A 24,810-nucleotide genomic window follows, 5' to 3' on the forward strand; every position below is an offset into this window, starting at 1 on the left:
GCCGCTGTTCTTGGCATAATCAACAGGTTATCCATTAGAGCGGCAGGAGTATCGGGCGCATGGCGATGGACAGGAATGTTTCGCTGAGACCAGGAGAGTTGAACGAGCAGGACGCCGCGGCGATCTTCTCATCTTCGACGGTTGCCATGGTCCTGACCAATCCGCGCCTACCGGACAATCCCATTGTCTATGTCAACCGCGCGTTCGAGCGGCTGACCGGCTACGCCTCCGGCGAGGTCATGGGGCGAAACTGCCGCTTTCTTCAGTCCGAGCGCACTTCCGAAAGCAAGATCGCGGAGCTTCGCGAGGCCATAAAAGCAGGCAAGGAAGTTGCAACCGTTCTGAGCAATCGGCGCGCCGACGGAGAGCATTTTCTCAATGCGCTGTTGATCTCACCGGTTCTGGATAGCGAGGGGGAGCTGAATTATTTCGTCGGTCTGCAAAGCGAGGTCGAAAGCGACAAACAGGCCGACCGCCTCAAGCAGTTCGAGACGGTGATGTCCGAAATCCAGCACCGGGTGAAGAACCACCTGTCCATGATCCTCGGACTGATCCGCATGAAAGCTCGCGAAAGCAGTGCGCCGGACGATTATCGCGACCTGTCGCGCCGTATCGAGAGCCTGCAGCTTCTTTATGAAGAACTGTCAGCTGCGTCGCTCGAAAGAAATGACGGGAAAATCCAACTCGGCTCTTATCTTGGACGGGTCGCCAATGCCATTGCCTATCTCGATGGTCGCGCCGGCGTTCGGATGAATGTCAATGTCGAACCGCTACTTGTCGATTCAGAAATCGCCGTTCGTGTCGGGCTTGTCGTGTCCGAAATACTGACCAATGCGATGCAGCACGCATTCGCCGATCAGGCTTCCGGCCTTGTCGAACTTCGTGTCACCCGGACGGATCGCGGTGGGATGCGCGCGATCGTGACTGACGACGGCGTCGGTTTTCCCGAAGGCGTGGATTGGCCCAATCCGGGCAGTCTGGGCGGTCGGATCGTCCAGAGCCTGAGCGATGGACTGAACGCAACGCTGTCAGTTGTCCCGGGCGCCGTCGGCACATCGATCATCCTCGATGTGCCCGAAGCGACCTAGCTTCAGAACCATTGGCCCGGTTCCATCAGGCCAAGATCGAGAAGTTGACGCGAGTGCCATTCGAAAGGCACGGAATTGTGCCAGTGAAACGTCTCGATCTGGTAAGTCGAGCCGGGATTGCGCTTGAGCGCCTTTGCGGTGCGGAAGGAGATCACGGCAGCGGTCAGGTTGTTGTGCCAAGGACAGGCGTAAGTGTTGTATTCCTCGTCGTTGAACGTGTGATCGTCACGCATCTGCAGCCCCGGCTTGGCCCGGAACAGCGCGATCCGGTCGATCTTGCGCCGCTCGGGCGGCACATGTTCTTCATAGCGCCATCGCAACCCGCCGAAGAAATCGAGTTGCCTATCCTTGGGATGGTTGGTTGCCGGATCGATACGGCCGAGCGCATAGTAGCCCGATCGGTCGAGATAGGCATCCTCGATGCAGACCGCGCCGGGATGGGCGTTCAGATCGCCCGCATAGACATCGACCGCAAAGCATAGCATCGCGTCGCGCCGTTCTTCGGTATGAAAGGCGAGGAGTTCACCCACCGTGCGCGTTTCGCAGAACGGAAAGAACAGGAACTCCGCGTTGTAACAGACATAGAGCCAAACACCCGGTGCGCGCTCGATGATGCGATTGACGATGGTTTCACGCGGTATATCGCGGGCGATATTCGCGTCGACCCGGATCACGCGATCGGCGACGTCCTGCGCGAGATCGAATTCTGGCAGCATGAACACGATCGTCTGCGCGAACCCAAGTTGCATGTTGTGCCGGAGCGTCGCGTCTATCTCCACATCGTCTTCGGCGAAGACCAGCGCCAAAGGCCCTTTCGCAAGCAACTCGGAGCCGCGTTTGAGAAGATCGTCGATGCCGGAATAGCGCATGTATGGCCTCTGCCCGTTTTTTTCCGCAGGTTCGATGAAAAATCCGTGCATTGCAAGATGGGGGCGAGTCGCGCTATCCGCACGGCCTGAACCCGTTCGGAGGATCGGCGCATGACCGACGCGAAGAAGCTCTATATCAAAACCTATGGCTGTCAGATGAACGTCTATGACAGCGAACGCATGGCCGAAGCGCTGGGCGGACAAGGTTACGTGGAGACCGACACCCCCGACGATGCGGATATGATCCTGCTCAACACCTGCCATATCCGCGAGAAAGCAGCCGAAAAGGTGTATTCCGAGCTCGGCCGCTACAAGGGGCTGAAGGCCGAAAAGCCCGATCTCAAGATCGGCGTCGCGGGCTGCGTCGCGCAGGCCGAGGGCCAGGAGATCATGCGCCGGCAGCCGATGGTCGATCTCGTCGTCGGCCCGCAAAGTTACCACCGCCTGCCCGAGCTCGAAGCGCGCGCGCGGACCGGGCAGAAGGCGCTTGATACGGACTTCCCGCTGGATGACAAGTTCGAAGCGCTGAAATCCCGGCCCAAGGCCAGGCGCGGCCCGACGGCGTTCCTGACGGTGCAAGAAGGCTGCGACAAGTTCTGCGCCTTTTGCGTCGTGCCCTATACGCGCGGTGTCGAGGTGTCGCGCCCCGCCGCCCGCATCCTCGACGAGGCGCGCGATCTGGTGGACCGCGGCGTGCGCGAGATCACGCTTCTGGGCCAGAACGTGAACGCCTATCACGGCGCGGGGGAGGGCGGCGACTGGTCTCTGGCCCGCCTGATCTGGGCGTTGAACGAGATCGAAGGGCTGGAGCGCATCCGCTTCACCACAAGCCATCCCAATGACATGACCGACGATCTGATCGAGGCGCATGGCACCTGTCCCAAGCTCATGCCCTATCTGCACTTGCCGGTGCAATCCGGCTCCGACCGGATCCTCAAGCGGATGAACCGCCAGCATACGGCCGAAAGCTATCTCGCGATCATCGATAAACTGCGCGCCGCGCGTCCCGATCTGCTGCTCTCGGGCGATTTCATCGTCGGCTTCCCCGAAGAGACCGAAGAGGATTTCCAGGCGACATTGGAGATCATCCGGGCGTCGAATTACGGCTACGCCTACAGTTTCAAATACTCCACCCGCCCCGGCACGCCGGCCGCCGAACGCGACCAGCTTCCCGAGGATGTGAAGGATGATCGCCTGCAGCGCCTTCAGACCCTGATCGCGGAGCAGCAAAAGGCCGCGCAGGACGCGATGGTCGGGCAGGAGGTCGGTGTGCTCTTCGAGAAACCGGGCCGCTTGCCGGGGCAGATGGTCGGCAAATCCGATCACCTGCACGCCGTTCACGTTCAAGCCGATGGGCTCACCGCCGGAGATCTTCGTCGCGTTCGCATCGTCGAAAGCGCGCGCAACTCCCTGAAGGGGGAATTGGCTGCGTAGCCACAATCCATAGCGCCTGACACGACATCTTGCGGATGGCCCTTCCCAGCGCCGATGTGAGTGCTATGCTCGATCCATCCCGCCGCCGGCATCCCGGCGCCCGGGACCCGCGGCGCATCAGGAGACGTGAATGAAACACCGATTGTCAACGGCGATCTGCACCGCACTGGCGCTGCTTCCGAGCCAGCTCTTGTCAGCCGAACGCTACATTCCCGGCGTCTGGATCGATCCCGATGGCTGCGAGCATTGGGTGATGGATGACGGTATCGAAGGGTATATGAGCCCGCATCTGCGCCGCGATGGCACTCCGGTCTGTCACAAGGTCAGCCGCTGCGCGGTCGTTTCCGCAGACACGCTCTTCGCCAGCGCGAGCGCGCGCGTTCGGCCCGGCGGCGTGACGGCATTGCGAAATTTCTTCGCCGCGAACCGCGCCAACGGCTTCGTGATCGAAGGCCATACCGACAGCCGCGCATCGGATGCATCGAACATGGCGCTCAGCGAACGCCGCGCCGCCGCCGTCGCCGCGATTGCGCAGGACGCCGGGGCCCGCGTCTATTCCGTGCGCGGTTTCGGGGAACGCCGCCCGGTTGCCGACAACGCGACGGCCAGCGGCATGCAACAGAACAGACGGGTCGAAATCCTGTGCCTGCGATAGGAAAGATGACGATGAAGAAACCCCTCCTGCTGTTGTCCGTGACGCTCTCCCTTGCCGCCTGCGAGCGTAGCAGCGCGGACAAGGGCGTCGATCGCGGCTGGGACGACAAGCCGCTGAGCCGCCTGCAGGCCGGGATCTGGATCGATCCGAACGGCTGCGATCACTGGATCATTGACGATGGCGTCGAAGGCTATCTCTCGCCGCGGCTCGACCCCGCTGGCCGACCGGTCTGTTCGGGCGCGGAGCCAAACATGGCGGTCGGGGACTTCAAGGGCGGTGCCACTTCGATCATCGGCGATGCCTTGTGACCTGTGGTTGCGCATGCTTGCACATCGGGCCGATCCTTGACACGCTGCTTTTGCGACCCCTGCACCGGAGACCCGTGTGACCACCGACACCCTGTCCGAAACGCTCGTCGAATTTCCCGATAACCGTTTGCTGATAGACCTTTGCGGCGAATACGACCGCAACCTGACGGAAATCGAATCCCGGCTCGGCGTGCAGATCCTGAGGCGCGGGAATCAGCTTGCGATCCACGGTGAGCCCGAGGCCCAGGCAGAGGCGCGCGAGGTTTTGATGGCGCTCTACCAGCGCCTCGAACAGGGGCGCAGCGTCGCGCCGGGCGATATAGACCGCGAATTCCGCATGGCCCCCGATACGCCCGAGGGCCAGGACCAGATCGAGATGTTCGAAGGCGGCCCGGTCGAGATCAAGACCCGCAAGAAGCTGATCGAGCCGCGCACCGACGCGCAGCGCGCCTATGTCAAGGCGCTGTTCGAGAACGAACTGGCCTTCGGCATCGGCCCGGCGGGCACCGGCAAGACCTATCTCGCCGTCGCCGTCGGCGTGAACATGTTCATCACCGGCCAGGTCGACCGCATCATCCTCAGCCGCCCCGCCGTGGAGGCGGGCGAAAAGCTCGGCTATCTGCCCGGCGACATGAAGGACAAGGTCGATCCCTACATGCAGCCGCTCTACGACGCGCTGAACGATTTTCTCCCGGGCAAGCAACTGGCCCGCATGATCGAGGAAAAGACCGTCGAAATCGCGCCGCTCGCCTTCATGCGCGGGCGCACGCTTTCCAACGCCTTCGTGGTGCTCGACGAGGCGCAGAACGCCACCTCCATGCAGATGAAGATGTTCCTGACCCGCCTCGGCGAGGGATCGCGCATGGTTGTCACCGGCGACCGCACCCAGATCGACCTTCCGCGCGGGGTCTCCTCGGGCCTGCGCGATGCCGAGCGTCTGCTCGCCGATATCCCGCAGATCAGCTTCAACTATTTCACCAGCAAGGATGTGGTGCGCCATCCGCTCGTGGCCGCTATCATCGAGGCCTACGAGAAGGATGCAGAGGTGCCCTGATCTTCTTCTCGTTGAAAATACTCCGGGGGTCTGGGGGCTGGCCCCCAGAAACGCGACTTTGACAGATTTGACAGACACCATAATCGAGGATGCGCGGTGGAATGCTCTTCCAATCGCCGACCTGTCAGAGCGCGCGGCGCTCAGCACGTTGAATTTTCTCGGTCATCCGGTGTCAGGATACGAAATATCCGTGCTCGCCTGCGATGACGATCATATCGCGGAATTGAACGCGCAATTCCGGGGCAAACCCACCCCGACCAATGTGCTGAGCTGGCCGGCGCATGACCTCGCGGCCGCCCGCGATGGCGCGGACCCGTTGCCGCCGCCGCCCCCCGATCCTCGCATGGGCGAGGCGCTCGGCGATATCGCCATCGCCTATGAAACATGCGTAAGCGAGGCGCGCGCCGCGTCGAAGCCGCTGGAAAACCATGTAACGCATTTGCTTGTTCACGGTTTGTTACATCTTCTGGGCTATGACCACCTTCGTGACGGCGACGCCACGCTGATGGAAGGGCTGGAAAAGGAAATACTTGGCAAGATGGGCCTGCCGGACCCATATAGGGATTGATCCGGGCCCGGTGCCCTCAAGGAAAAGGAAAAAATGGACGACAACGACGAATCGTCTAACGCGGCGCATTGCGCGCAGCAGATGGCGGATAACAGCGCGGACCGCGGAATTTTCACGCGCCTTCGCGATTGGATGGGCGGGATGCCCGAAGAAAATGACGAGAGCCCCGATCACGGTGGGCCGAACGGCGCGATGCCGCTTCCCGGCATGCTGAACCTGCGCCGGATGCGGGTCGAGGATGTCGCCGTTCCGCGCGCCGATATCGTTTCGGTGCCGGACAGCATCTCCAAGGACGATCTTGTAAAGGTGTTCCGCGAAAGCGGTCTCACGCGGTTGCCGGTCTATTCCGGCACGCTCGATACGCCTGTCGGCATGGCCCATATGAAGGATCTCGCACTCAAGCATGGCTTCAATGGAAGCCACGATGAATTCGACTTGACGGAGCTTCTACGCCCGCTGCTTTTCGTGCCGCCCTCGATGCCGATCGGGGTGCTGCTTGCCAAGATGCAGACCGAACGCCGTCATATGGCGCTCGTCATCGATGAATATGGCGGCGTCGACGGGCTGGTGACGATCGAGGATCTCATCGAACAGGTGATCGGCGAGATCGAGGACGAGCACGATCTGGAGGAAGGGCGCAATTTCACCCGCGAAGCTCCGGGCGTTTTCATGACCTTCGCGCGCACACCTCTTGAGGAGTTCGAGGCCGAGATTGGCATGAACCTCACCGAACACGAGGATATCGACGGCGAGGAAATCGATACGCTGGGCGGTCTGGTCTTCATGCTCGCCGGTCATGTTCCGGCGCGCGGCGAGGTGGTGCCGCATCCGAACGGGCCGGAATTCGAAGTGATCGACGCCGATCCGAGACGCATCAAGCGAATGCGCGTGCGGGTGAACGCCACCAGCAAGGGTCAGCTCGAACCCGAACGATCCGAGGCCAGCGCTGCGTCGTGAGAAGGCGGCAGGCGGCGTGATGCGCGGCGCGGCCGCTTTGGCGCTCGGTGCGGTTTTCGCGCTGGGCCAGCCGCCTTTTGATCTGTGGTGGGCGGCCATCCTCGCTCTCGTGGCGCTCTTCGCCGTGCTTCGGGATACCGGCGCAAAGGCAGCGGGCTGGTCCGGATGGCTTTTCGGCACAGGCTATTTTGCCATATCGCTTCACTGGATCCTGCAGCCGTTTCAGGTCGATGCAGCGGCGACGGGCTGGATGGCCCCCTTTGCGCTGGTCGGGTTGTCTGCGGGGCTGGCGCTATTCTGGGCCGCGGGCATCTGGGCCGGGCGCAGACTTGCGCCGGGGCCGTTCGGTATTGGGATTTGCTGGGCTGCGGCGGAACTCGCGCGTGCTTATCTCTTCACCGGCTTTCCCTGGGGGCTTGTCGGATATCTCTGGGCGCCCACACCGGTGGCGCAATGGCATGCGGTGACCGGCCCGCATGGGCTGAGCCTCGCAACTTTGCTCCTGGCGGGTTTCGCGGCCATGGCGGCGCGGTTCGGCTGGCGCGCGTGGGCCGCGTTCGGAGGCATCGCCGCCATGTGGCTCGGCGGCCTGTGGCTCACGCCCGCGGGGCAAACGCCCCAGGACGGGCCGATCGTTCGCCTGGTGCAACCCAATGCACCACAGCACCAGAAATGGGACCCCGACTACATTCCGCTGTTTTTTAACCGGCAGATCGATTTCACCGCCGCGATGCCCCGGCCCGATCTGATCGTCTGGCCCGAAACCTCCGTTCCGAACCTTCTAAAGAACGCCGATTATGCGCTGGATATCATTTCCGAGATGGCGGGCGGAGTGCCGGTCGTGCTTGGCATACAGCGCGAAAACGATGGGAATTACTACAATTCCCTGATCGTTCTGAACGCGGCGGGAGAGGTGGGCGAGACCTATGACAAGCACCATCTCGTGCCGTTCGGCGAATACATGCCCTTCCCCGAACTCTTCGCGCGTTTTGACATTCTGGGCCTCGCCGCACGTGCGGCCAGCGGCTATTCCGCCGGTCCGGGCCCCGACCTGATCGATCTCGGCCCGCTCGGTCGCGCGCTCCCGCTGATCTGTTACGAGGCGGTCTTTCCGCAGGATGTCGGCGCCGCGCCCGAGCGGCCCGATGTGCTCGTGCAGATCACCAACGACGCCTGGTTCGGAACATATGCTGGCCCGCAGCAACATCTGGCCCAGGCCCGGCTGCGCGCCATCGAGCAAGGCCTGCCGTTCATACGCGTGGCGAATACCGGCATCTCGGCGGTGATTGATCCGGCAGGGCGGATCGTGGGCTCGCTTGGCCTCGGACGGGCCGGGTATCTCGATGTAACGGTGCCCCAACCGGCGGCGCCGACTGTCTATAGCCGGACCGGCGACTGGCCCGTCATCATCGCGCTTTTCGGGGCACTGGCGGCGCTGATCGCCGTCAAACGCCGCGCGCCCCATTGACCACGCCCGGGCAGCGGCGTAACGGAACGAAACATCCCGTCACAACGGCTTCCTGACGTGACGGCAGACCTTATTGGAGCAACCATGTCCCGGAAAAACTACATCTTTACCTCGGAATCCGTTTCCGAGGGGCACCCCGACAAGCTGTGCGACCGCATCTCCGACGCCGTTCTCGATGCATTCCTCAGGGAAGAGCCCGAGGCGCGTGTGGCGTGCGAGGCGTTTGCCACCACCAATCGCGTCGTGATCGGGGGCGAAGTCAAGCTTTCCGACAGGGACAGGCTCGCCGAACATCTCGACCGCGTTCCCTCCATCGCACGCGCCTGCATCAAGGATATCGGATACGAGCAGGACGCGTTTCACCACGCCACATGCGAAATCAACAATCTGCTGCACGCGCAATCGGCACATATTGCCCAAGGCGTCGACGCGGCCGAAGGCAAGGACGAGGGCGCGGGCGATCAGGGGATCATGTTCGGCTACGCCACCAATGAGACCGATGCTCTGATGCCGGCGCCGATCCAGTTCGCCCATGCGATCCTGCGCCGCCTCGCCGAAGCGCGCAAGTCCGGTGCCGAACCGCTCCTCCGCCCCGACGCAAAGTCGCAAATCTCCGTGCGCTACGAGGACGGCAAGCCTGTTGGCGTGACTTCCATCGTGCTCTCGACGCAGCATGCCGATGAAAGCCAGAGCTCGGCCGATATCCGCGCCATCGTCGAGCCCTATGTGCGCGAGGTTCTGCCCGATGGCTGGATTACGCCGCAGACCGAATGGTGGGTCAATCCGACCGGCACTTTCGTGATCGGCGGTCCCGATGGCGACGCAGGGCTGACGGGGCGCAAGATCATCGTCGACACCTATGGCGGCGCGGCGCCGCACGGGGGCGGGGCGTTCTCCGGCAAGGATCCGACCAAGGTGGATCGTTCCGCCGCATATGCCGCGCGCTATCTGGCCAAGAACGTCGTGGCGGCGGGGCTGGCCGACAAATGCACGATCCAGCTCAGCTATGCGATCGGGGTCTCCAAGCCGCTCTCCATCTATGCCGATACGCATGGCACGGGGGATGTGCGCCCGGCCGAGATCGAGGCCGCGATCCCGAAAGTGATGGATCTCAGCCCGCGCGGCATCCGGACGCATCTGGCGCTGAACCGTCCGATCTACGAACGCACCGCCGCCTACGGGCATTTCGGCCGCGCGCCCGATGCCGATGGCGGGTTCAGTTGGGAACGGACCGACCTTGTCGAGGCGCTGAAAGCCGCGATCTGATCCGGGCGATCTGCGGCTGGAGCGTTTCGGTCGACCGAAACGGGCGGATGCGTCAACGCATCCGCGCCCGGCCCCGGCGCAAGGCCTGTTGCGAGCGCGCATCGCGCAGGCTAAACCGCGCAGCATGACCGAACGCAAGCATCCCTCAGGCGCGCCGTGGCGCAATTTCTATGGCCGCTTCAAGGGCAAGACGCTGCGCAAGTCGCAGGAAGCCTATCTCGAGGAAGATTTGGCCAGCCTCAGCCCCGGCGCGGTCTCGTGGGAGGATAATCCCGAACGGAAGCCGCTCGATCCGGGCGCGCTGTTCGACGGGCGCCCGGTCTGGCTCGAAGTCGGCTTCGGCGGCGGCGAGCATCTGGTGCACCAGGCGCATCGCAATCCCGGCGTCGGGATCATCGGCTGCGAGCCCTTCATCAACGGTGTCGCGATGCTGCTTGGCAAGGTGCGCGACGCGGGTGTGACGAACCTGCGCGTCTTCCCCGGCGATGCGCGCGATCTTTTCGATGTGCTTCCAGAGCGATCCATCGACAAGGCGTTTTTGCTCTATCCCGATCCCTGGCCGAAAAAGCGGCATCACCGCCGTCGGTTCGTCACGCCCGAACATCTGGAGCCGCTGGCCCGCGCAATGGCGCCGGGCGCGGAATTCCGTGTCGCGACGGACATTCCAGATTACGTGCGCCAGACGCTGATCGAAGTGCCGAAGGCCGGTTTCGCATGGGAGGCGGAGCGTCCGCAGGATTGGCGCTTGCCCTGGGACGACTGGATTTCCACTCGATACGAGCAAAAGGCGCTTCGCGAAGGCCGTGTGCCGCATTACCTCACCTTTCGGAGGGCGGGATGACCGGGCCGTTCACCATCGCCATCGACGGGCCGGCCGCCGCCGGCAAGGGCACGATCAGCAAGGCCGTTGCCGCGCATTTCGGGGTGGGCCATCTCGATACGGGTTTGCTTTACCGCGCCGTCGGGGCACAGATGTTGACCGGGGCCCCGCCCGAAGAGGCGGCGCGTCGGCTCGTGATCTCGGATCTGGACGATGCGGCTCTGCGGGGGGCCGAAGTTGCTCAGGCGGCATCGAGGGTGGCGGCCATTCCGCAGGTGCGAGCGGCGCTGCTCGATTTTCAGCGCGCCTTTGCACGGCGCGCCGGGGGTGCGGTTCTCGATGGGCGCGATATCGGCACGGTGATCTGCCCGCAGGCCGAGGCCAAGCTCTTCATCACCGCACGCCCCGAAGTGCGCGCGCAGCGGCGCTTTGCCGAACTGCGGGAGCGCGGGGCGCAGACTGATTTCCAGAGCGTGCTTGACGATGTGAAGGCGCGCGATCATCGCGACATGACCCGTGCGGATGCCCCTCTGACCGCAGCGCCGGATGCGATTGTTATCGATACGTCGGATCTGACGATCGAGGCGGCCATCGCAGCGGCCATCGACGCAGTCGATGCCAAACGCAAGGAGGCATCGGGCTGAAGGCTTGATCCCGGCGACGCGCTGCGCTATAGCCCGCGCGTCGCATAAGGGCAGTCAATGCCGCAAGACGAGGATCGGGCAGGGGTCGGCATACACCGGCCCTCTTTCGTTTTGCGTTTGCCCTGACCAATCCCGTTCACCCAAGGTGGACATCCCTCAGACCGGCGGAGACAACCGCGCGGCCAGAAAAAACGATACGTAAAGGACACACACGCCACATGGCTCAGAACGCATCTATGGAAGACTTCGAGGCAATGCTCAACGAGAGCCTCGAAATGGACACACCGGACGAAGGTTCGGTCGTCAAAGGCAAGGTCATCGCAATCGAAGCGGGCCAGGCCATTATCGACGTCGGCTACAAGATGGAAGGCCGCGTCGATCTCAAGGAATTCGCAAACCCCGGAGAGACGCCCGACATTTCCGTCGGCGACGAGGTCGAAGTTTACCTGCGCGCGGCTGAAAACGCGCGCGGCGAAGCGGTCATCAGCCGCGAAATGGCCCGCCGCGAGGAAGCGTGGGACCGTCTTGAAAAAGCCTATGCCGACGATGCGCGCGTCGAAGGCGCGATCTTCGGCCGCGTCAAGGGCGGCTTTACCGTCGATCTCGGCGGCGCCGTGGCCTTCCTGCCCGGCTCCCAGGTCGATGTGCGCCCGGTGCGCGATGCCGGTCCGCTCATGGGTCTCAAGCAACCGTTCCAGATCCTCAAGATGGACCGCCGCCGCGGCAACATCGTCGTGTCGCGCCGCGCGATCCTCGAAGAGAGCCGCGCCGAACAGCGTGCCGAGGTCATCGGCAACCTGCATGAAGGCCAGGCGGTTGATGGTGTCGTCAAGAACATCACCGAATACGGGGCCTTCGTGGACCTTGGCGGCGTGGACGGCCTGCTGCACGTCACCGACATGGCATGGCGCCGTGTGAACCACCCGTCCGAGATCCTGTCGATTGGCGAGACGGTCAAGGTTCAGGTCATCAAGATCAACAAGGAAACGCATCGCATCAGCCTCGGCATGAAGCAGCTGCAGGAAGATCCGTGGGATCTGGTCGCTGCCAAGTATCCGCTGGAATCGGTGCATGCGGGCCGCGTGACCAACATCACCGATTACGGCGCCTTCGTGGAGCTGGAGCCGGGTGTCGAAGGTCTGGTTCACGTTTCCGAAATGAGCTGGACCAAGAAGAACGTGCATCCGGGCAAGATCGTGTCCACCTCGCAAGAGGTCGAGGTCATGGTGCTGGAAATTGATCAGGCCAAGCGCCGCGTGTCGCTGGGTCTCAAGCAGACCATGCGCAACCCGTGGGAAGTCTTTGCGGAAACGCATCCCGAGGGCACAGAAGTCGAGGGCGAGGTCAAGAACATCACCGAATTCGGTCTCTTCGTCGGCCTCGACGGCGATATCGACGGCATGGTTCACCTCTCGGATCTCAGCTGGGACGAGCGCGGCGAGGACGCGATCCAGAGCTATCGCAAGGGCGATGTGGTTCAGGCGGTCGTCACGGAAACCGATGTCGAGAAAGAGCGCATCTCGCTTTCGATCAAGGCGCTGGGCGGCGACAAGTTCGCCGAAGCCGTTGGCGGCGTGAAGCGCGGCTCGATCATCACCGTTGAAGTCACCGCGATCGAAGATGGCGGGATCGAAGTGGAATACGAAGGCATGAAGTCCTTCATCCGCCGCTCCGACCTGAGCCGCGACCGTGCCGAGCAGCGCCCCGAGCGCTTCAATGTCGGCGACAAGGTCGATGTGCGTGTGACCAACGTGGACAGCAAAACCCGCCGCCTGGGCCTGTCGATCAAGGCACGCGAGATCGCCGAAGAGAAGGAAGCCGTGCAGCAGTATGGTTCCTCCGATTCGGGTGCGTCGCTGGGCGATATCCTCGGCGCGGCGCTGAAATCGGGCGACGACAAGTAATCGCCGGGCACCCCGACCGAAACGAAAAACCCCCGCATCCATCCGGTGCGGGGGTTTGTTCTTGCAAGGACAAGAATTTACAGTTTGCCGTCTTTCGCGCGCCGGGGTCGGCGCGTCAGGAAGGCGTTGAGAATTGTCCGGTCTGTCCGCAGAATGACGAAAAACGACGACAGGCGGAGCAGCGACATGCAGACAAATCGACGGACGGTCATGGCTGGCCTTGCAGGCTTCGGGCTCATCGGATGTGCGCCCGGCGGGGTTTCAGGTATCTCCTCGCGGGGCGCGGGCGGTTTGCCGCCCGACCTCCTGCCCGCGCTGAACCCGGACTATGATGCCTGGGTTCTGGCGTTTCAGGATCGCGCGCAGGCTCAGGGTATTTCCGGCAATGTATTGGCAGCCGCCTTCCGCGGCACGGGCTATCTTCCGGGCGTGGTATCGCGTGATCGCAACCAGACCGAGTTCAAGCGGACGCTGGAGGATTACCTGTCGATTGCGGCATCGGACGAGCGCGTGCGCAAGGGACGTGCCGCTTTTTCGCGCCACGAGGGCACGTTGCGCGCGCTCGAAGGGCGCTACGGTGTCGATGCGCATATCATCGCGGCGATCTGGGGGTTGGAGAGCTTTTACGGCGAACGGCGGGGTCAGGTGCCGGTCGTGTCGGCAACCTCGACACTGGCCTATGACGGGCGGCGGGGGCGGTTCTTCGAACAGCAACTGCTGGCAGCGCTGCGCATCCTGCAAAGCGGCGATACCACGCCCGCGAGCCTGACCGGCAGCTGGGCCGGTGCGATGGGACATACGCAGTTCATTCCAACGTCCTATCTGGAATTCGCGGTGGATTTCACCGGCGACGGTCGGCGCGATATCTGGTCGGACGATCCGACCGACGCGCTGGCGTCGGCGGCAGCTTACCTTGCGCGCAATGGCTGGCGACGCGGCTTGCGCTGGGGGGCGGAGGCTACGGGCACCGGTTCGGGCGACCTTGTCCAGCCGCAGCCGGGCGGGCCGCGATTTGCGGTCACGCGGAATTTCGGCGTCATCAAACGCTACAACAATTCCGACGCCTACGCGATCGGCGTGGGCCATCTGGCCGATCGCATCGCCGGGGGCGGCCCGCTTCGCGGCAGTTTTCCGCCAGATGCGAACGGAATGACCAAATCCGACCGGATCGCGTTACAGCAGGGTCTGACGGCACGCGGGTTCGACACCGGCGGGGCGGATGGCGTGATCGGACCGGATACCAAGGCCGCGATCCGCGCCTACCAGACGCGGCGCGGCCTTCCGGTCTCTGGCGAGCCGTCGCAGGCGCTGCTCGAATCGTTGCGCTGAGCCAATGCGGCGCCTCTTCCGGTTTCTGCGTTCGACGGCGCTGCTTGTATGGCTATGCGGCGCGCTTGCGATTGGCACCGTCACGCTGGCATTCCAGACCTTCGCGCTCTCGGCTCAGGTGGCCGGCCTGACCGCCAACGCGGCAAGCACGGCCCTGCGCCACCGCAAGGAAGTGACGAAAGCCGTCGCCAGAGCCAAGGCGCGCGAAAAGGCAAAAGCGCGCCTGCGCCGCGCGCTCGTTGCGGTGCCGTTCGTCGGCGGCGGTGTCGCCGTCGCGCTGGAGGCCCAGGATTACCGCGAATGGCAAGAGGCGAACCCGGCGCTTGGCTTCGACGATTACGCCTGCGATGTCGCCGCGCTCAGCGCAGAGGTGATCGACGAGGTGCTGCAAGACCTTCCCGAGAGCCTCCGCCCGGCACCTGATGCCGTTCTAGGCCGATTGCCCAAGTGCGACAGGCCGATCTAGCGGTCTTCCCCGGCGCTATTTGCAGAATGTGAATTTCTAACCTATCTTCATTCCACAGCAGAATAATAACAAAAGATTGCGCAAGCGACGATGGCAAAGACAGGCAAACAGATTGCAGCGCTTCCCATGCGCTGGACGAAAGACGGCAAATTTCAGGTGCTCATGGTGACCTCGCGCGATACCGGGCGCTGGATCATGCCCAAGGGTTGGACGATGGATGGCAAGAAGCCCTGGACGGCAGCCGAAATCGAGGCGCTCGAAGAGGCGGGTGCCGTGGGCCATATCGGTCGCGAGACGATTGGCAAATATACCTACGACAAGAAGCTTGGGGATGGCTCTGCCATAAAGTGCAAGGTCGATGTCTATCCGATGGTGGTCGAGCGTTTGAAACGCGACTGGAAGGAGCGGGACGAGCGCACCCGCAAATGGTTCAGCGCGAAAGCGGCCGCAAGGAAAGTGAGCGAGCCGGAACTTGCAGAATTGCTCAAGACCCTGAAGGACAAGCCGAAAAAACAGCCCGTGATCCGCGAGGTTCTGAAGGACCTCTAGCGCGCGCCATCACGCATCAATCGACCGGCAGGCCGCTTGGCACATCGAGCGGGCGGCCCAGCGGGCGGTTTTGCGCGGAAGCGCCGGTGAGGCTGTGGAGGAAGGCGACCAGATCGTCGATCTCCCCGTCATTCAAGCCAACCGGTTGCGTGTCCAGCGCGTGGGCCTGGCGCTGCATCTCCAGCCGGTCGGATTGGATGATGAAATCCGCCGGGGCAAGCCAAGGCGCTTGGGGCAAGAGCGCTTTGCTCGGTGTCCATGCGGCTCGCGCCCTTGCCGGATCGGCCATATGCCTGACCATGTCGCGCAGTTCGGCATAAGCGCCGTTGTGGCCGTAGGGGGCCGTCAACGCGACGTTTCTCAGGCTCGGTGTTCGGAAACGGTATGCATCGTGCAGATCGTCGGTCGCGCCCATGCGCCCCACATCGCGGGGCAGCGGATCCCAGCGCCGCGTCCGGCCGGGGCCGAAAGCCGGTAGCCCCATGGCGTAGAACTCCTGATCCGTAAACAGCGGCCCGTTGTGGCATTGCGCGCAGCCCGCCTTGCCGAAAAACAGCAGCCGACCACGTTCGGCGGCTTCGGGAAGGGGCGTGCCGTGCGCAACGAAGGCGTCATATGGGCTGTCGTAATTTGCCCATTCGGTGCCGATGAAGGCTGCGAGCGCATTGCCGATCTCGACGATGCTCACATCCTCTGGCCGCTCGATATGATCGAACGCCTCGACAAAGAGCGTGCCATAGGCCGGAATGGTCCGCACACGCGCGGCGATGATCGGCCAGGCCTTGTCGATCCGGTCATGAACGGCACCCGCGATATCGTTCTCGCCGGGATTGCCCGCCATCTCGAATTGCGAGGTCATCGGAAAAAGCGACTGCGCCGCCAGAAGCGATGTCAGCCCCCGAGGGAGCCATTCCTCTGCCGGGCTGTCATAGCCATTGCCGTAGATCTCCGACGGCTCCAGCCGGCCGTCATGGAACATCACGCGAATATCGCGATGGCCGAGGTTCCAGAGCGCCGGAGCGTTGCGCGGGATGCGCTTGCGGATCCGCTCTTTCCCGTGGCCTGCCATTCGCGCCGGCCCAAGCCCTGAGCCGCCCTCGCCGATCCCGAGCGACAGGCCGTCACTGCTGCCCAGATCGTGATGGTGACAGGTGCCGCAGGATATATTCTTGTTGCCGCTCAGGATCTTGTCATAAAAAAGGAGTTGGCCGAGCCTTGCTTGCGTTTCGTCGAAGGGCAGGAAATCATCCTGCGTGATCGGCTGAGCGGACACGGCCGGCGCAAGGATGCAGAAGATGAGCAGAGCGAAATGACCCCGATCCGACTTGCCATCGTGGTTTTGCTGATCGCCGGTGCGGCCCGCGCCGATATCGAGGATGCGCGCGATCTGATGGAAGAGGGGCGCTTCGAGGAGGCGCGCGGGGCGCTTTGGCCAGCGGCGCGGTCGGGCAATGCGGAGGCCGAGGAACTGATCGGCGTCATGTATGCGATGGGTCTGGGTGTCGACCCCGATCCGGTCCGCGCGTTCGAATGGTATCTGCGCGCCGCGATGAAGGGCCATGCCGGGGCGCAATCGGGTGTTGGATGGTATTTTGAAACCGGGCAGGGCATCGCCGCGCCCGACCTGGTGCGCGCGTTCCTGTGGTATCAGCTTTCCACGATCGGCGGCGACCCCGATGCAGCGATCTCCGTCGAGGAGGTGGCCAGGAAGATGACGCCGGATGAAATCGAACATGCGCAGCGGCTCGTGGATGACTACAGGGTGTGGCTCTATCCGTTTCGGTAGCTGCGCCTTATCACTGCGATTGGGCAGCAATAAGGCGGTAGAGCGGTTTGGAACCCGTTTGGCCAAGCCATCCGAAAATGGCTTGGCGCTGCGTTCGGACGTGCGGCCTAGTTCAGATCGGCGTCATAGGCTGCGTCCAGCTCGGCTTCGGCTTCATTCACAGCATCGGTAAGCGCCGTGAAGATTTCCTCCCCGCCGCCTACGTTCTGCTTGAACCATTCATAGACCGGCTCGGCGGCCGCCCGGAAGGCTTCCTTTTCCTCGGGCGAAGGCACATAGAGATCGCCCCCGCCTTCCACGAATTCCTCGTAAGCGGCAATGGACTTGCGCTTTGGGCTGGCGAAAGTTGCTTGCTGCAGCGCGGCAAAGCCATCAACGACAACCCGGCGCAGATCCTCGGGCAGGCCGAGGAACGCCTGATTGTTCATCACCCAGATCGCGCCCATATAGGCGTGCCCGTCCAGCGTGACGTATTGCAGCCCGGCATCGGGGAACTTCATGTTCATGATGTCGGTGATACCGTTCTTGGATCCTTCGACAACGCCCGTCTGCAGCGATGTGAAAAGCTCCGGCCAGCTGATCGGTGTGGGCGAGGCGCCGAGCGTCTTGACCAGCTCCTGTGGCAGATCGGCGACGACGGTGCGGATCTTCATGCCCGCCAGATCCTCGGGTTTCGTCACGCGTTTCTGTGTATTGGCGAAGTTGCGCCAGCCGCCGGTATTGCCGATGGTCATGATGCGGATCGTATCGCCGCTATCGGCCAGCGCCATGTCGCGCATCTTGCGGGTGAAATCGCCCGAAAGCACATGCTCGGCCACGCGGTCATTCGCCATGAGATAGGGCAGATCGAGCACCTGCACATAGGGGAAGATCCCGGCGGCCCCACCGGATGTGGTGACAAAGATGTCGATCGTGCCATCGGCCACGCCCTGCAGACATTCTGCGCCGCCCGAACAGAGTTGCGTGCCGATGAAAAGCTCGACGGCGATCTGCCCGTTCGAGGCGTTCTCGACGTAGTTCTTGAAGACGACGAGCCCGTCGTAATCTTCGTCATTCTCGTTGGAATTGGCGGTCGCGCGCAGCGTATACTCCTGCGCCGAGGCTGCGATGGCGCTCCCGGCCAACATGGCCGCGGTCAGCGCCGCCTTGGTCAGTCGTTCAAGCATTCTTAATCTCCCTGTTTTATGCATCGTGGTGGGTCAGTCGGCAAATCCCGTCATGCGCGGAATTGCCATGGATAGTTCGGGAACGAAGGTGATGAGGAAAATGACAAGAATTTCGATGGCAAGGAAGGGGAGGATCGCGCGTGCGATGGTCTGCACCTTTTCGCCCGAAACGGAGCTTGCCACGAAAAGCACGAGCCCCATCGGCGGCGTGGCGAGCCCGACGGTCAGGTTGACCGACATGATGATCGCGAAGTGAATGGGATCGATGCCGAGATCGGTGAAGATCGGGCCGAGGATCGGACCAAGAATGATGATCGCCGGACCTGCATCGAGGAACATCCCGACGATGAACAAAAGCAGGTTTATCAGGAACAGCAGGATCAGCGGATTTTCGGACAGGCCAAGGATGATCGCCGCCAGTTGTTCGGGTGCGTGACTGAGGCTGACCACCGTCTTGAAGGCCATTGCAGCACCCACGAGCAACAGCACGACAGCGCTCGTCATTGCGGCGTTTTGCAAAACGCCGGGAATTTCATGCAGGTGAAGGCTGCGCATGATGAAGATGCCGATGATCAACGCATAGGCGACCGCCACGGCTGCGGCTTCGGTCGGGGTGAACACGCCCCCGAGAATGCCGCCAAGGATGATCACCGGCGTCATCAGCGGAAAGAACGCCTTGAGGCTCGCCTCACCCTTTTCACCCCAGCTCGATCGGGCGCGGCTGGCCGGAAAATCGTAGCGATCGGCCATAAGCTTGACCGTCAGCATCAATCCAAGCCCGACGAGGATGCCGGGAAGGATCCCGGCCAGAAAGAGCGCGGCCACGGATTCGCCCATGACATAGGCGTAGATAATCATGATCCCCGACGGCGGAATGATCGGCCCGATCACGGAACTGGCCGCCGTGATCGCGGCGGCAAAACGACGTGTATAGCCTTCCTTCTCCATCGCGGGGATGAGCATGGAGCCGAGCGCCGATGTGTCCGCCACGGCGGAGCCCGAGAGCCCGGCAAAGAGCATCGAGGACAGGATGTTAACATGCGCCAGCCCGCCGCGGAAATGACCCATCATCGCCTGGCTGAATTCGACCAGCCGCAGCGTGATTCCGCCGCGGTTCATCAATTCGCCGGCCAGCATGAAGAACGGGATCGCCATGAGCGGAAAGCTGTCCATCCCGTTATAGACATTGCGGTAAAGCAGCGCGAGATCGCGCTCTTGCCCGTTGAGGAAGAGCAGGATGCCGGGCGCCGCGAGCAGTGCGAAAAACACTGGCAAGCCGATCATCAGGAACACGAGAAAGAGCGGGAGAAACCAGACCAGCATCATTCCACCGCCAGATCCGTTTCGCGCATGGGTCGCAGTCGATCTTCGCCGCCGAGGAGCGAGACCACGGCGCGCAGGATCAGTTCGACATTGACGATGGCAAGGAGGATCAGCCCGACATAGAGCGACAGGTACATCCAGGCGAGCTTGAGCTTGAAGCCCGTCATTCCGATCAATTCGAGCGGAACGTAGAGAGAGGACGAGGCAAAGAGCCATCCACTTTTGACATGGCTATGGCCCATGTCGATCCCCGTGATCAGAACCAGCATCGCCAAGCCGAGCAAAAAGAGCGACAGAAGCGCAGCTACGCGTCTGGGCAGGGCTTCGACCGCCATGTCGATGGACACGAACCCGCCGCGCCGGTAGGCCGAGGGCGCCATCAACCCGGTCATCCAGAGCATCAGGAACCGCGCGGCCTCTTCCGGCCACGGCTGCGCGTTGCCGAGCGCGTAGCGGAAGAAGACCTGCAAGAGGATCGCCAGGACCATCAGGCCGATGGCGACCACGCCGATGGCACGGCCAATACGCAGCACGATGTCGTTGAACATCTGCAACGGGGCCAGAAGCCCGAGCAATATGGCCATCCTTGGCCGCCTCCTCCTGTTGTCGCATCCCGCGATGCGCTGCCCCGGATCGTTTGCTGTTGTTACTTTGGGGCGTTTAGTGTGGTTCCGTAAAGCCTCCGAACTGGCCACCGAAGAAGATGAGCGGCGTGCCCTTGTTGGTGGTGACGCGGCGCACGCGGGCCACGATGATGGAATGGTCGCCGCCGTCATGCGCGGCGGTTCTGGTGCATTCGAAGCGGCTCAGGCACCCCCCGAGAAGCGGCACGTCCCTGTCGCCATAGCTCCAGTCGCAATCGTGGAACGCGTCGCCTTCGCGGGCGAAAGCCTTTCCCAGATGCGCCTGCTCGGCGCCGATCACATGGATCGCGAAATGCTCGGCCTCCATGAAGAACGGGTAGCGTGCCGACGCCTTCGCCGGCGCCCAAAGCACCAGCGGCGGGTCGAGCGAGACGCTGGCAAAGCTGTTCGCCGTGATGCCGATCGGCCCGGTCTGCGTCTGGCAGGTCACGACGGTCACGCCCGTGCCGAACTGGCCGAGCGCCGCGCGAAAGGCCGCGTCGTTCTCGATCGAAGGGTCGAAGCTATGCGTCAAGGCGTTCATCGGTCAGGTCAGGCCACGTCATGGCCAAGCGCGTGCGTGTAAAGGTCAAACCATGTCTCCCGGTCGATCTGGACGCGCCCAACATCGCCGATACGCGCAATGCGGTCCAGATTGTTGGTGCCGAGCACAGGTAGGATATTTGCCGGGTGTGCCAAGAGCCAGGCCACGGCAACAGCCGCGATATCAACGCCTTGCGCCTCTGCGACTTGCCGCAATGCGCGTTGAAGCGCGGCGTGCGCATCGCTGAAAAGCGCCCCGCCGCCCAGCGGCGACCATGCCATGGGCGGGGTTGCGTTTTGTTGATGGAAAGCCAGATCGCCGTTGGTGAAGGGCGTATGGTGCAACAGGCTCATCTCGATCTGATTGGTTGCCAGAGGCGTTCTCATGCCCGATTGCAGCAAGTCCCAGTCCCAGGGGCGGAAATTCGACGTGCCGACCGCCCGGACCTTGCCCGAAGCGACCAGATCGTCAAGCGCCGCGCCGGTCTCAAGATGGTTCATCAGCGGATCGGGGCGGTGGATGAGCAACAGATCGATATGGTCGATCTTCATCAGCCGGAGCGAATGATCAACCGATGCCATGAGATGTGCGCGGCTGGTGTCGTAATGCTTGACGCGCGCCTGGGAATACCGCCCAGCCGGGGCGACGATGCCGCATTTGGTGACGATCTCGATCCGGTTGCGCAGATCGGGCGTCAGTGCCGCGCCGAGCAATTCTTCGGCTGCGTAACCGCCGTAGATATCGGCCTGATCCATCGTGGTGATACCCTGGTCCAGACAGGCGGCGATCTTCTTGCGGATATGTGCCGGGCTGGTATCGGCATCGTCGCCCAGCCGCCACATGCCATAGACGAGGCGGCTGAGATCGAGCGTGTCGGTGAGGGCAATGCGATCCATCAGCGGCGTTCTCCGTTGCCAAGGGGGGTTGCGGGTGTGGTTGCGGGAACGCGGCCGTAGACCTGCGGCAGCGAACAGGTTTCGAGCTGTGGCAAGACGCGGGTGCCAAACTCGCGGCATTCGTCGAGATGCGGGTATCCCGACAGGATGAACGCCCTTATGCCCATTTTACGGTAGCTTTCCAGTTCCGAGAGCACCTGGTCGGTCGAGCCAACCAGCGCCGCACCGCAACCCGACCGCGCCCGGCCGATCCCCGTCCATAGATGCGGCTCGACGAAGCCCTCCATATCCGCGAGGTCTCTGTTCCTCGACTGGTGCGATACGCCCAGCGATCCGGCATCGAGAGCGCGCTCTCGGATACTGCGGCCTTGCTCGTCGTCCAGTTTCGACACGAGATGCCGGGCATAGTCCCGCGCCTCCGCCTCGGTGTCGCGCACGATGACATGCACGCGCAGGCCGTAATCGAGTGTGCGGCCATGGCGTTCGGCCACAGCGTTCACATCCTTCATGCGCTGCGCCAGCGCGTCCTTGGGTTCGGGCCACATCAGGTAGACATCGCAATGCTCTCCGCAAAGTTCGAGCGCGGCCGGGGAATAGCCGCCGAAATAGAGCAGCGGCCCGCCGGTCTGGTAGGGTTTGGCGGGATCGGTCGTCAGCCCTTCGAACTGGTAGACCTCGCCTTTGTGGTTGATTTCGTCCTGCGTCCAGGCCTGCTTGAGGATTTCCACCACTTCGCGCGAGCGCTGGTAGCGGAAGGCGCTTTCCGCCGTCTCGCCGGGAAAATCGCTGCTGATGATGTTCACCGTCAGCCGCCCCTCGAGCATGTGATCGAGCGTCGCGATGGTGCGGGCGAGCATGATCGGTTGCATCTCGCCGCAGCGCACGGCGGCGAGCATGTTGATGCGCGTCGTGATCGGCGCGCAGCCGGCGACGAAGCTGAGCGTGTCCTGCCCGACCTGGTAGGAGGAGGGGCAGAGGATGTTGCGAAAGCCCTGCCGTTCGGCCTCCTGCACGATGGCTGAGCAATGCGCCCAGCTTGACCGCAAGCGCCCGTCCGGCACACCGAGATATTCGTAATCGTCCGAACACAAGGCGGCGAACCATGACACTTCGGCGGCGTCGAGATCGGGAGAGGTGATTGGCACGATCGTCATAAGGTGTCTTTGGCTTGCATCATTTTATCTTGCGTAGCACCGGAGTTTGTGTAGATCAATAGTGTATCAATCGTGGATCTTTCGAAATGCCGCAGCCACATTCCCTGCCGAAATATGTCCAGATCAGTGAATTGCTGATCCGCGACATCCAGGCCGGGCGGCTGACGGATGGTGAGCGTCTTCCGCCCGAGCGCGATATGGCCGCGCGGCTTGGTATTTCCGTCGGCACCTTGCGGCGGGCGCTGGATGAGCTGACCGGGCGCGGGTTTCTCGAACGGGTGCAGGGATCGGGGAACTATGTGCGCGCACGGGCGGACGCGTCTTCCATCTACGCGTTCTTCCGCGTCGAACTGATCGAGGGCGGTGGGTTGCCGACCGCCGATCTTCTTTCGGTGCAGCGGCTTGTCAAACCTGCCGGTTTGCCGCGCTTCGGCCAGAGCGCCGAAGGCCACCGGATCCGTCGGATGCGGCGGCTCAACGATGTGCCTGCCGTGCTGGAGGAGATCTGGCTCGATGGCAGCTACACCGACCGTGTCGACGCAGATGCGCTCAGCGAGTCGCTTTACCTTTACTACCGCGAGGCGCTTGGCCTCTGGATCACCCGAGCGGAGGACCGGATCGGCCTGAGCGCCTTGCCGGATTGGGCGCCCGGCAGCTTCGGCAAGCGTCCCGGCACGGCGTGCGTCTGCGCGACGCGGCGCAGCCACGCGCAGGACGGTGCGATCGCGGAAATGTCCCTGAACTGGATCAATACCGATGTTGCAGCGTATGTCGCCCGGATCACCTGATGGGCTCGCGGTGAAGACAATCAATTACGGCATCATCGGCTGCGGCATGATGGGGCAGGAGCATTTGCGCAATATCGCGCTTCTCGATGGTGCGCGGGCGGCGGCGATTTTCGAACCGAACGAGGCGATGGCGGCGGCTGCGCTGGCGATCGCCCCGTCGGCGGAACTGTGCGGCTCGCTCGATGCGCTTCTGGGGCGCGAGGATCTCGATTGCCTGTTGGTCGCCAGCCCGAACCATTGTCATGTCGACGCGTTGGAGCGGATCGCGGCAACACGGCCGCTGCCGCTTTTGATGGAAAAACCGCTTTATACCGATTCCGCCGATCTCGCGCGGGTCGAGGCCGTCGCGGCGCGTTATCCAGCCCCGATCTGGGTCGCGATGGAATATCGCTACATGCCGCCGATCCAGACCTTTTTGCACGAGGTGCAGCGCGTCACCGGTGGGGTGACGATGCTGAGCATCCGCGAGCATCGCTTTCCGTTCCTGAACAAGGTCGGTGACTGGAACCGCTTCAACCGCACCACCGGGGGAACCCTGGTCGAGAAATGTTGCCATTTTTTCGATCTCATGCGTCTGATCCTCGGCTCGGATCCGGTGCGCATCTCCGCCAGCGCCGGCCAGATGGTGAATCATCTGGACGAGCGATATGGCGGCCGTGTGCCGGATGTGTGGGACAGCGGCTATGTCACCGTCGATTTCGCCAGCGGCGCGCGCGCGATGCTGGAGCTGTGCATGTATGCCGAAGGCGCACGCTTCCAGGAGGAGATCAGCGCCGTGGGGCCGAACGGCAAGCTCGAAGTGTTCGTGCCGGGGCCGGGCCGGTTCTGGCCGGCGGAGCTTGGTGATGCGCCGGTCGCGCAGGTGGTGGCGAGCCCGCGCGCGCCGAAAGGACCGCGAGCGGTGAATATCCCGGTGGAAGAGACCATTCTGGACGCCGGAGACCACAACGGATCGACCTATTTTCAACATGCCCGCTTCATCGATCTGCTGCGCCGGGGCGGGGTGCCGGAGGTCGGTTGGGCGGATGGCGCATGGGCGGTTCGGATGGGGCTCGCCGCGCAGGAGGCGGCGCGGAGCCATCGGGTGATGGCCACATTTTGAACACATTTCGACCGTAATTTTCTCGCAACACTTTGCCGTTGCATAAGAA

The 24,810-nt window shown here is 62.9% G+C and carries 26 protein-coding genes and 1 riboswitch; of the genes, 18 read left to right on the forward strand and 8 right to left on the reverse strand.

Annotated elements, in window-relative coordinates:
* Positions 1-59 precede the first annotated feature (59 nt).
* A complete protein-coding gene (locus M3465_RS07775; protein WP_249501175.1) occupies positions 60-1,088 on the forward strand; it encodes a PAS domain-containing protein in 1,029 nt (342 codons plus the stop codon).
* Between the two features lie 2 nt (positions 1,089-1,090).
* Here M3465_RS07775 and M3465_RS07780 read toward each other — a convergent pair whose 3' ends face one another.
* Entirely contained in the window at positions 1,091-1,957 is an 867-nt protein-coding gene (locus M3465_RS07780; RefSeq protein ID WP_249501176.1) for a hypothetical protein, read from the reverse strand.
* 111 nt (positions 1,958-2,068) lie between these two features.
* Between M3465_RS07780 and miaB the strand changes: the two genes are divergently transcribed.
* The 14 genes from miaB to M3465_RS07850 all read left to right on the forward strand — a co-directional run bounded on the left by miaB (position 2,069) and on the right by M3465_RS07850 (position 15,379).
* Positions 2,069-3,391 carry a tRNA (N6-isopentenyl adenosine(37)-C2)-methylthiotransferase MiaB gene (gene miaB / locus M3465_RS07785; protein WP_249501177.1) on the forward strand — a complete coding sequence of 441 codons (1,323 nt, stop codon included), beginning with the start codon at positions 2,069-2,071 and terminating at the stop codon, positions 3,389-3,391.
* 130 nt (positions 3,392-3,521) lie between these two features.
* Positions 3,522-4,046: an OmpA family protein gene (locus tag M3465_RS07790; protein ID WP_283254969.1), complete on the forward strand. Its 525-nt coding sequence runs from the start codon at positions 3,522-3,524 to the stop codon at positions 4,044-4,046.
* Between the two features lie 5 nt (positions 4,047-4,051).
* Complete coding sequence (locus M3465_RS07795; RefSeq protein WP_249501178.1) at positions 4,052-4,354, forward strand: hypothetical protein; 303 nt, start codon at positions 4,052-4,054, stop codon at positions 4,352-4,354.
* A 76-nt stretch (positions 4,355-4,430) separates the two neighbouring features.
* Positions 4,431-5,408 (forward strand): PhoH family protein, encoded by a 978-nt coding sequence (locus M3465_RS07800; RefSeq protein WP_249501179.1) that lies wholly within the window; start codon positions 4,431-4,433, stop codon positions 5,406-5,408.
* A gap of 58 nt (positions 5,409-5,466) precedes the next feature.
* A complete protein-coding gene (ybeY, locus tag M3465_RS07805; RefSeq protein ID WP_249501180.1) occupies positions 5,467-5,976 on the forward strand; it encodes an rRNA maturation RNase YbeY in 510 nt (169 codons plus the stop codon).
* A 33-nt stretch (positions 5,977-6,009) separates the two neighbouring features.
* Complete coding sequence (locus M3465_RS07810; protein WP_249501181.1) at positions 6,010-6,933, forward strand: hemolysin family protein; 924 nt, start codon at positions 6,010-6,012, stop codon at positions 6,931-6,933.
* 19 nt (positions 6,934-6,952) lie between these two features.
* Positions 6,953-8,401, forward strand: coding sequence for an apolipoprotein N-acyltransferase (gene lnt, locus M3465_RS07815; RefSeq protein ID WP_249501182.1), 1,449 nt, complete (start codon positions 6,953-6,955; stop codon positions 8,399-8,401).
* Between the two features lie 33 nt (positions 8,402-8,434).
* Positions 8,435-8,482, forward strand: a riboswitch (SAM-SAH riboswitch).
* Positions 8,483-8,485: 3 nt separating this feature from the next.
* Positions 8,486-9,667 carry a methionine adenosyltransferase gene (metK, locus tag M3465_RS07820; RefSeq protein WP_249501183.1) on the forward strand — a complete coding sequence of 394 codons (1,182 nt, stop codon included), beginning with the start codon at positions 8,486-8,488 and terminating at the stop codon, positions 9,665-9,667.
* Positions 9,668-9,791: 124 nt separating this feature from the next.
* The gene (trmB, locus tag M3465_RS07825) at positions 9,792-10,508 is read left to right on the forward strand and encodes a tRNA (guanine(46)-N(7))-methyltransferase TrmB (protein ID WP_249501184.1); all 717 of its coding nucleotides are present in this window, start codon (positions 9,792-9,794) and stop codon (positions 10,506-10,508) included.
* Positions 10,505-11,131 carry a (d)CMP kinase gene (locus M3465_RS07830; RefSeq protein WP_249501185.1) on the forward strand — a complete coding sequence of 209 codons (627 nt, stop codon included), beginning with the start codon at positions 10,505-10,507 and terminating at the stop codon, positions 11,129-11,131. The genes trmB and M3465_RS07830 overlap by 4 nt, the downstream gene beginning before the upstream one ends.
* 194 nt (positions 11,132-11,325) lie before the next feature.
* On the forward strand, positions 11,326-13,035 hold the full coding sequence (rpsA, locus tag M3465_RS07835; RefSeq protein WP_349305034.1) for a 30S ribosomal protein S1: 1,710 nt from the start codon (positions 11,326-11,328) through the stop codon (positions 13,033-13,035).
* Positions 13,036-13,221: 186 nt separating this feature from the next.
* A complete protein-coding gene (locus tag M3465_RS07840) occupies positions 13,222-14,364 on the forward strand; it encodes a lytic murein transglycosylase (RefSeq protein ID WP_249501187.1) in 1,143 nt (380 codons plus the stop codon).
* A gap of 4 nt (positions 14,365-14,368) precedes the next feature.
* Positions 14,369-14,830: a hypothetical protein gene (locus M3465_RS07845; protein WP_249501188.1), complete on the forward strand. Its 462-nt coding sequence runs from the start codon at positions 14,369-14,371 to the stop codon at positions 14,828-14,830.
* 90 nt (positions 14,831-14,920) lie between these two features.
* Entirely contained in the window at positions 14,921-15,379 is a 459-nt protein-coding gene (locus M3465_RS07850) for an NUDIX hydrolase (RefSeq protein ID WP_249501189.1), read from the forward strand.
* A gap of 16 nt (positions 15,380-15,395) precedes the next feature.
* On the opposite strand, the gene M3465_RS07855 is transcribed toward M3465_RS07850, so the two are convergent.
* Positions 15,396-16,652 (reverse strand): cytochrome-c peroxidase, encoded by a 1,257-nt coding sequence (locus M3465_RS07855; protein ID WP_249501190.1) that lies wholly within the window; start codon positions 16,650-16,652, stop codon positions 15,396-15,398.
* A 36-nt stretch (positions 16,653-16,688) separates the two neighbouring features.
* Between M3465_RS07855 and M3465_RS07860 the strand changes: the two genes are divergently transcribed.
* A complete protein-coding gene (locus M3465_RS07860) occupies positions 16,689-17,165 on the forward strand; it encodes a tetratricopeptide repeat protein (RefSeq protein ID WP_249501191.1) in 477 nt (158 codons plus the stop codon).
* Positions 17,166-17,272: 107 nt separating this feature from the next.
* On the opposite strand, the gene M3465_RS07865 is transcribed toward M3465_RS07860, so the two are convergent.
* From M3465_RS07865 to M3465_RS07890, 6 genes are all read right to left on the reverse strand, one after another.
* Complete coding sequence (locus M3465_RS07865; RefSeq protein WP_249501192.1) at positions 17,273-18,331, reverse strand: TRAP transporter substrate-binding protein; 1,059 nt, start codon at positions 18,329-18,331, stop codon at positions 17,273-17,275.
* A 33-nt stretch (positions 18,332-18,364) separates the two neighbouring features.
* Positions 18,365-19,654 (reverse strand): TRAP transporter large permease, encoded by a 1,290-nt coding sequence (locus tag M3465_RS07870; protein ID WP_249501614.1) that lies wholly within the window; start codon positions 19,652-19,654, stop codon positions 18,365-18,367.
* Positions 19,654-20,238, reverse strand: a complete 585-nt coding sequence (locus M3465_RS07875) for a TRAP transporter small permease (RefSeq protein ID WP_249501193.1) — start codon at positions 20,236-20,238, stop codon at positions 19,654-19,656. Before M3465_RS07875 ends, M3465_RS07870 begins: the two co-directional genes overlap by 1 nt.
* A 76-nt stretch (positions 20,239-20,314) precedes the next feature.
* The gene (locus M3465_RS07880; RefSeq protein ID WP_249501194.1) at positions 20,315-20,821 is read right to left on the reverse strand and encodes a flavin reductase family protein; all 507 of its coding nucleotides are present in this window, start codon (positions 20,819-20,821) and stop codon (positions 20,315-20,317) included.
* 8 nt (positions 20,822-20,829) lie between these two features.
* Positions 20,830-21,717 carry an aldo/keto reductase gene (locus M3465_RS07885; RefSeq protein WP_249501195.1) on the reverse strand — a complete coding sequence of 296 codons (888 nt, stop codon included), beginning with the start codon at positions 21,715-21,717 and terminating at the stop codon, positions 20,830-20,832.
* Positions 21,717-22,871, reverse strand: a complete 1,155-nt coding sequence (locus M3465_RS07890; protein WP_249501196.1) for an LLM class flavin-dependent oxidoreductase — start codon at positions 22,869-22,871, stop codon at positions 21,717-21,719. The genes M3465_RS07885 and M3465_RS07890 overlap by 1 nt, the downstream gene beginning before the upstream one ends.
* A gap of 86 nt (positions 22,872-22,957) precedes the next feature.
* Between M3465_RS07890 and M3465_RS07895 the strand changes: the two genes are divergently transcribed.
* Together M3465_RS07895 and M3465_RS07900 are read left to right on the forward strand one after the other, a co-directional pair.
* Positions 22,958-23,659, forward strand: a complete 702-nt coding sequence (locus tag M3465_RS07895) for a GntR family transcriptional regulator (protein WP_249501197.1) — start codon at positions 22,958-22,960, stop codon at positions 23,657-23,659.
* On the forward strand, positions 23,628-24,761 hold the full coding sequence (locus M3465_RS07900; RefSeq protein WP_249501198.1) for a Gfo/Idh/MocA family protein: 1,134 nt from the start codon (positions 23,628-23,630) through the stop codon (positions 24,759-24,761). The genes M3465_RS07895 and M3465_RS07900 overlap by 32 nt, the downstream gene beginning before the upstream one ends.
* Positions 24,762-24,810 lie beyond the last annotated feature (49 nt).

This window comes from Marivita sp. GX14005 (assembly GCF_023370775.1).
Lineage (GTDB): Bacteria > Pseudomonadota > Alphaproteobacteria > Rhodobacterales > Rhodobacteraceae > Marivita.

Bases quoted from the DNA above. Each gene is read 5' to 3' on its own strand.
- M3465_RS07775 (WP_249501175.1), top strand. From the start codon at position 60: ATGGCGATGGACAGGAATGTTTCGCTGAGACCAGGAGAGTTGAACGAG.
- M3465_RS07780 (WP_249501176.1), bottom strand. From the start codon at position 1,957: ATGCGCTATTCCGGCATCGACGATCTTCTCAAACGCGGCTCCGAGTTG.
- miaB (WP_249501177.1), top strand. From the start codon at position 2,069: ATGACCGACGCGAAGAAGCTCTATATCAAAACCTATGGCTGTCAGATG.
- M3465_RS07790 (WP_283254969.1), top strand. From the start codon at position 3,522: ATGAAACACCGATTGTCAACGGCGATCTGCACCGCACTGGCGCTGCTT.
- M3465_RS07795 (WP_249501178.1), top strand. From the start codon at position 4,052: ATGACGATGAAGAAACCCCTCCTGCTGTTGTCCGTGACGCTCTCCCTT.
- M3465_RS07810 (WP_249501181.1), top strand. From the start codon at position 6,010: ATGGACGACAACGACGAATCGTCTAACGCGGCGCATTGCGCGCAGCAG.
- lnt (WP_249501182.1), top strand. From the start codon at position 6,953: ATGCGCGGCGCGGCCGCTTTGGCGCTCGGTGCGGTTTTCGCGCTGGGC.
- metK (WP_249501183.1), top strand. From the start codon at position 8,486: ATGTCCCGGAAAAACTACATCTTTACCTCGGAATCCGTTTCCGAGGGG.
- trmB (WP_249501184.1), top strand. From the start codon at position 9,792: ATGACCGAACGCAAGCATCCCTCAGGCGCGCCGTGGCGCAATTTCTAT.
- M3465_RS07830 (WP_249501185.1), top strand. From the start codon at position 10,505: ATGACCGGGCCGTTCACCATCGCCATCGACGGGCCGGCCGCCGCCGGC.
- M3465_RS07840 (WP_249501187.1), top strand. From the start codon at position 13,222: ATGCAGACAAATCGACGGACGGTCATGGCTGGCCTTGCAGGCTTCGGG.
- M3465_RS07845 (WP_249501188.1), top strand. From the start codon at position 14,369: ATGCGGCGCCTCTTCCGGTTTCTGCGTTCGACGGCGCTGCTTGTATGG.
- M3465_RS07850 (WP_249501189.1), top strand. From the start codon at position 14,921: ATGGCAAAGACAGGCAAACAGATTGCAGCGCTTCCCATGCGCTGGACG.
- M3465_RS07860 (WP_249501191.1), top strand. From the start codon at position 16,689: ATGACCCCGATCCGACTTGCCATCGTGGTTTTGCTGATCGCCGGTGCG.
- M3465_RS07865 (WP_249501192.1), bottom strand. From the start codon at position 18,331: ATGCTTGAACGACTGACCAAGGCGGCGCTGACCGCGGCCATGTTGGCC.
- M3465_RS07870 (WP_249501614.1), bottom strand. From the start codon at position 19,654: ATGCTGGTCTGGTTTCTCCCGCTCTTTCTCGTGTTCCTGATGATCGGC.
- M3465_RS07875 (WP_249501193.1), bottom strand. From the start codon at position 20,238: ATGGCCATATTGCTCGGGCTTCTGGCCCCGTTGCAGATGTTCAACGAC.
- M3465_RS07880 (WP_249501194.1), bottom strand. From the start codon at position 20,821: ATGAACGCCTTGACGCATAGCTTCGACCCTTCGATCGAGAACGACGCG.
- M3465_RS07885 (WP_249501195.1), bottom strand. From the start codon at position 21,717: ATGGATCGCATTGCCCTCACCGACACGCTCGATCTCAGCCGCCTCGTC.
- M3465_RS07890 (WP_249501196.1), bottom strand. From the start codon at position 22,871: ATGACGATCGTGCCAATCACCTCTCCCGATCTCGACGCCGCCGAAGTG.
- M3465_RS07895 (WP_249501197.1), top strand. From the start codon at position 22,958: ATGCCGCAGCCACATTCCCTGCCGAAATATGTCCAGATCAGTGAATTG.
- M3465_RS07900 (WP_249501198.1), top strand. From the start codon at position 23,628: ATGTTGCAGCGTATGTCGCCCGGATCACCTGATGGGCTCGCGGTGAAG.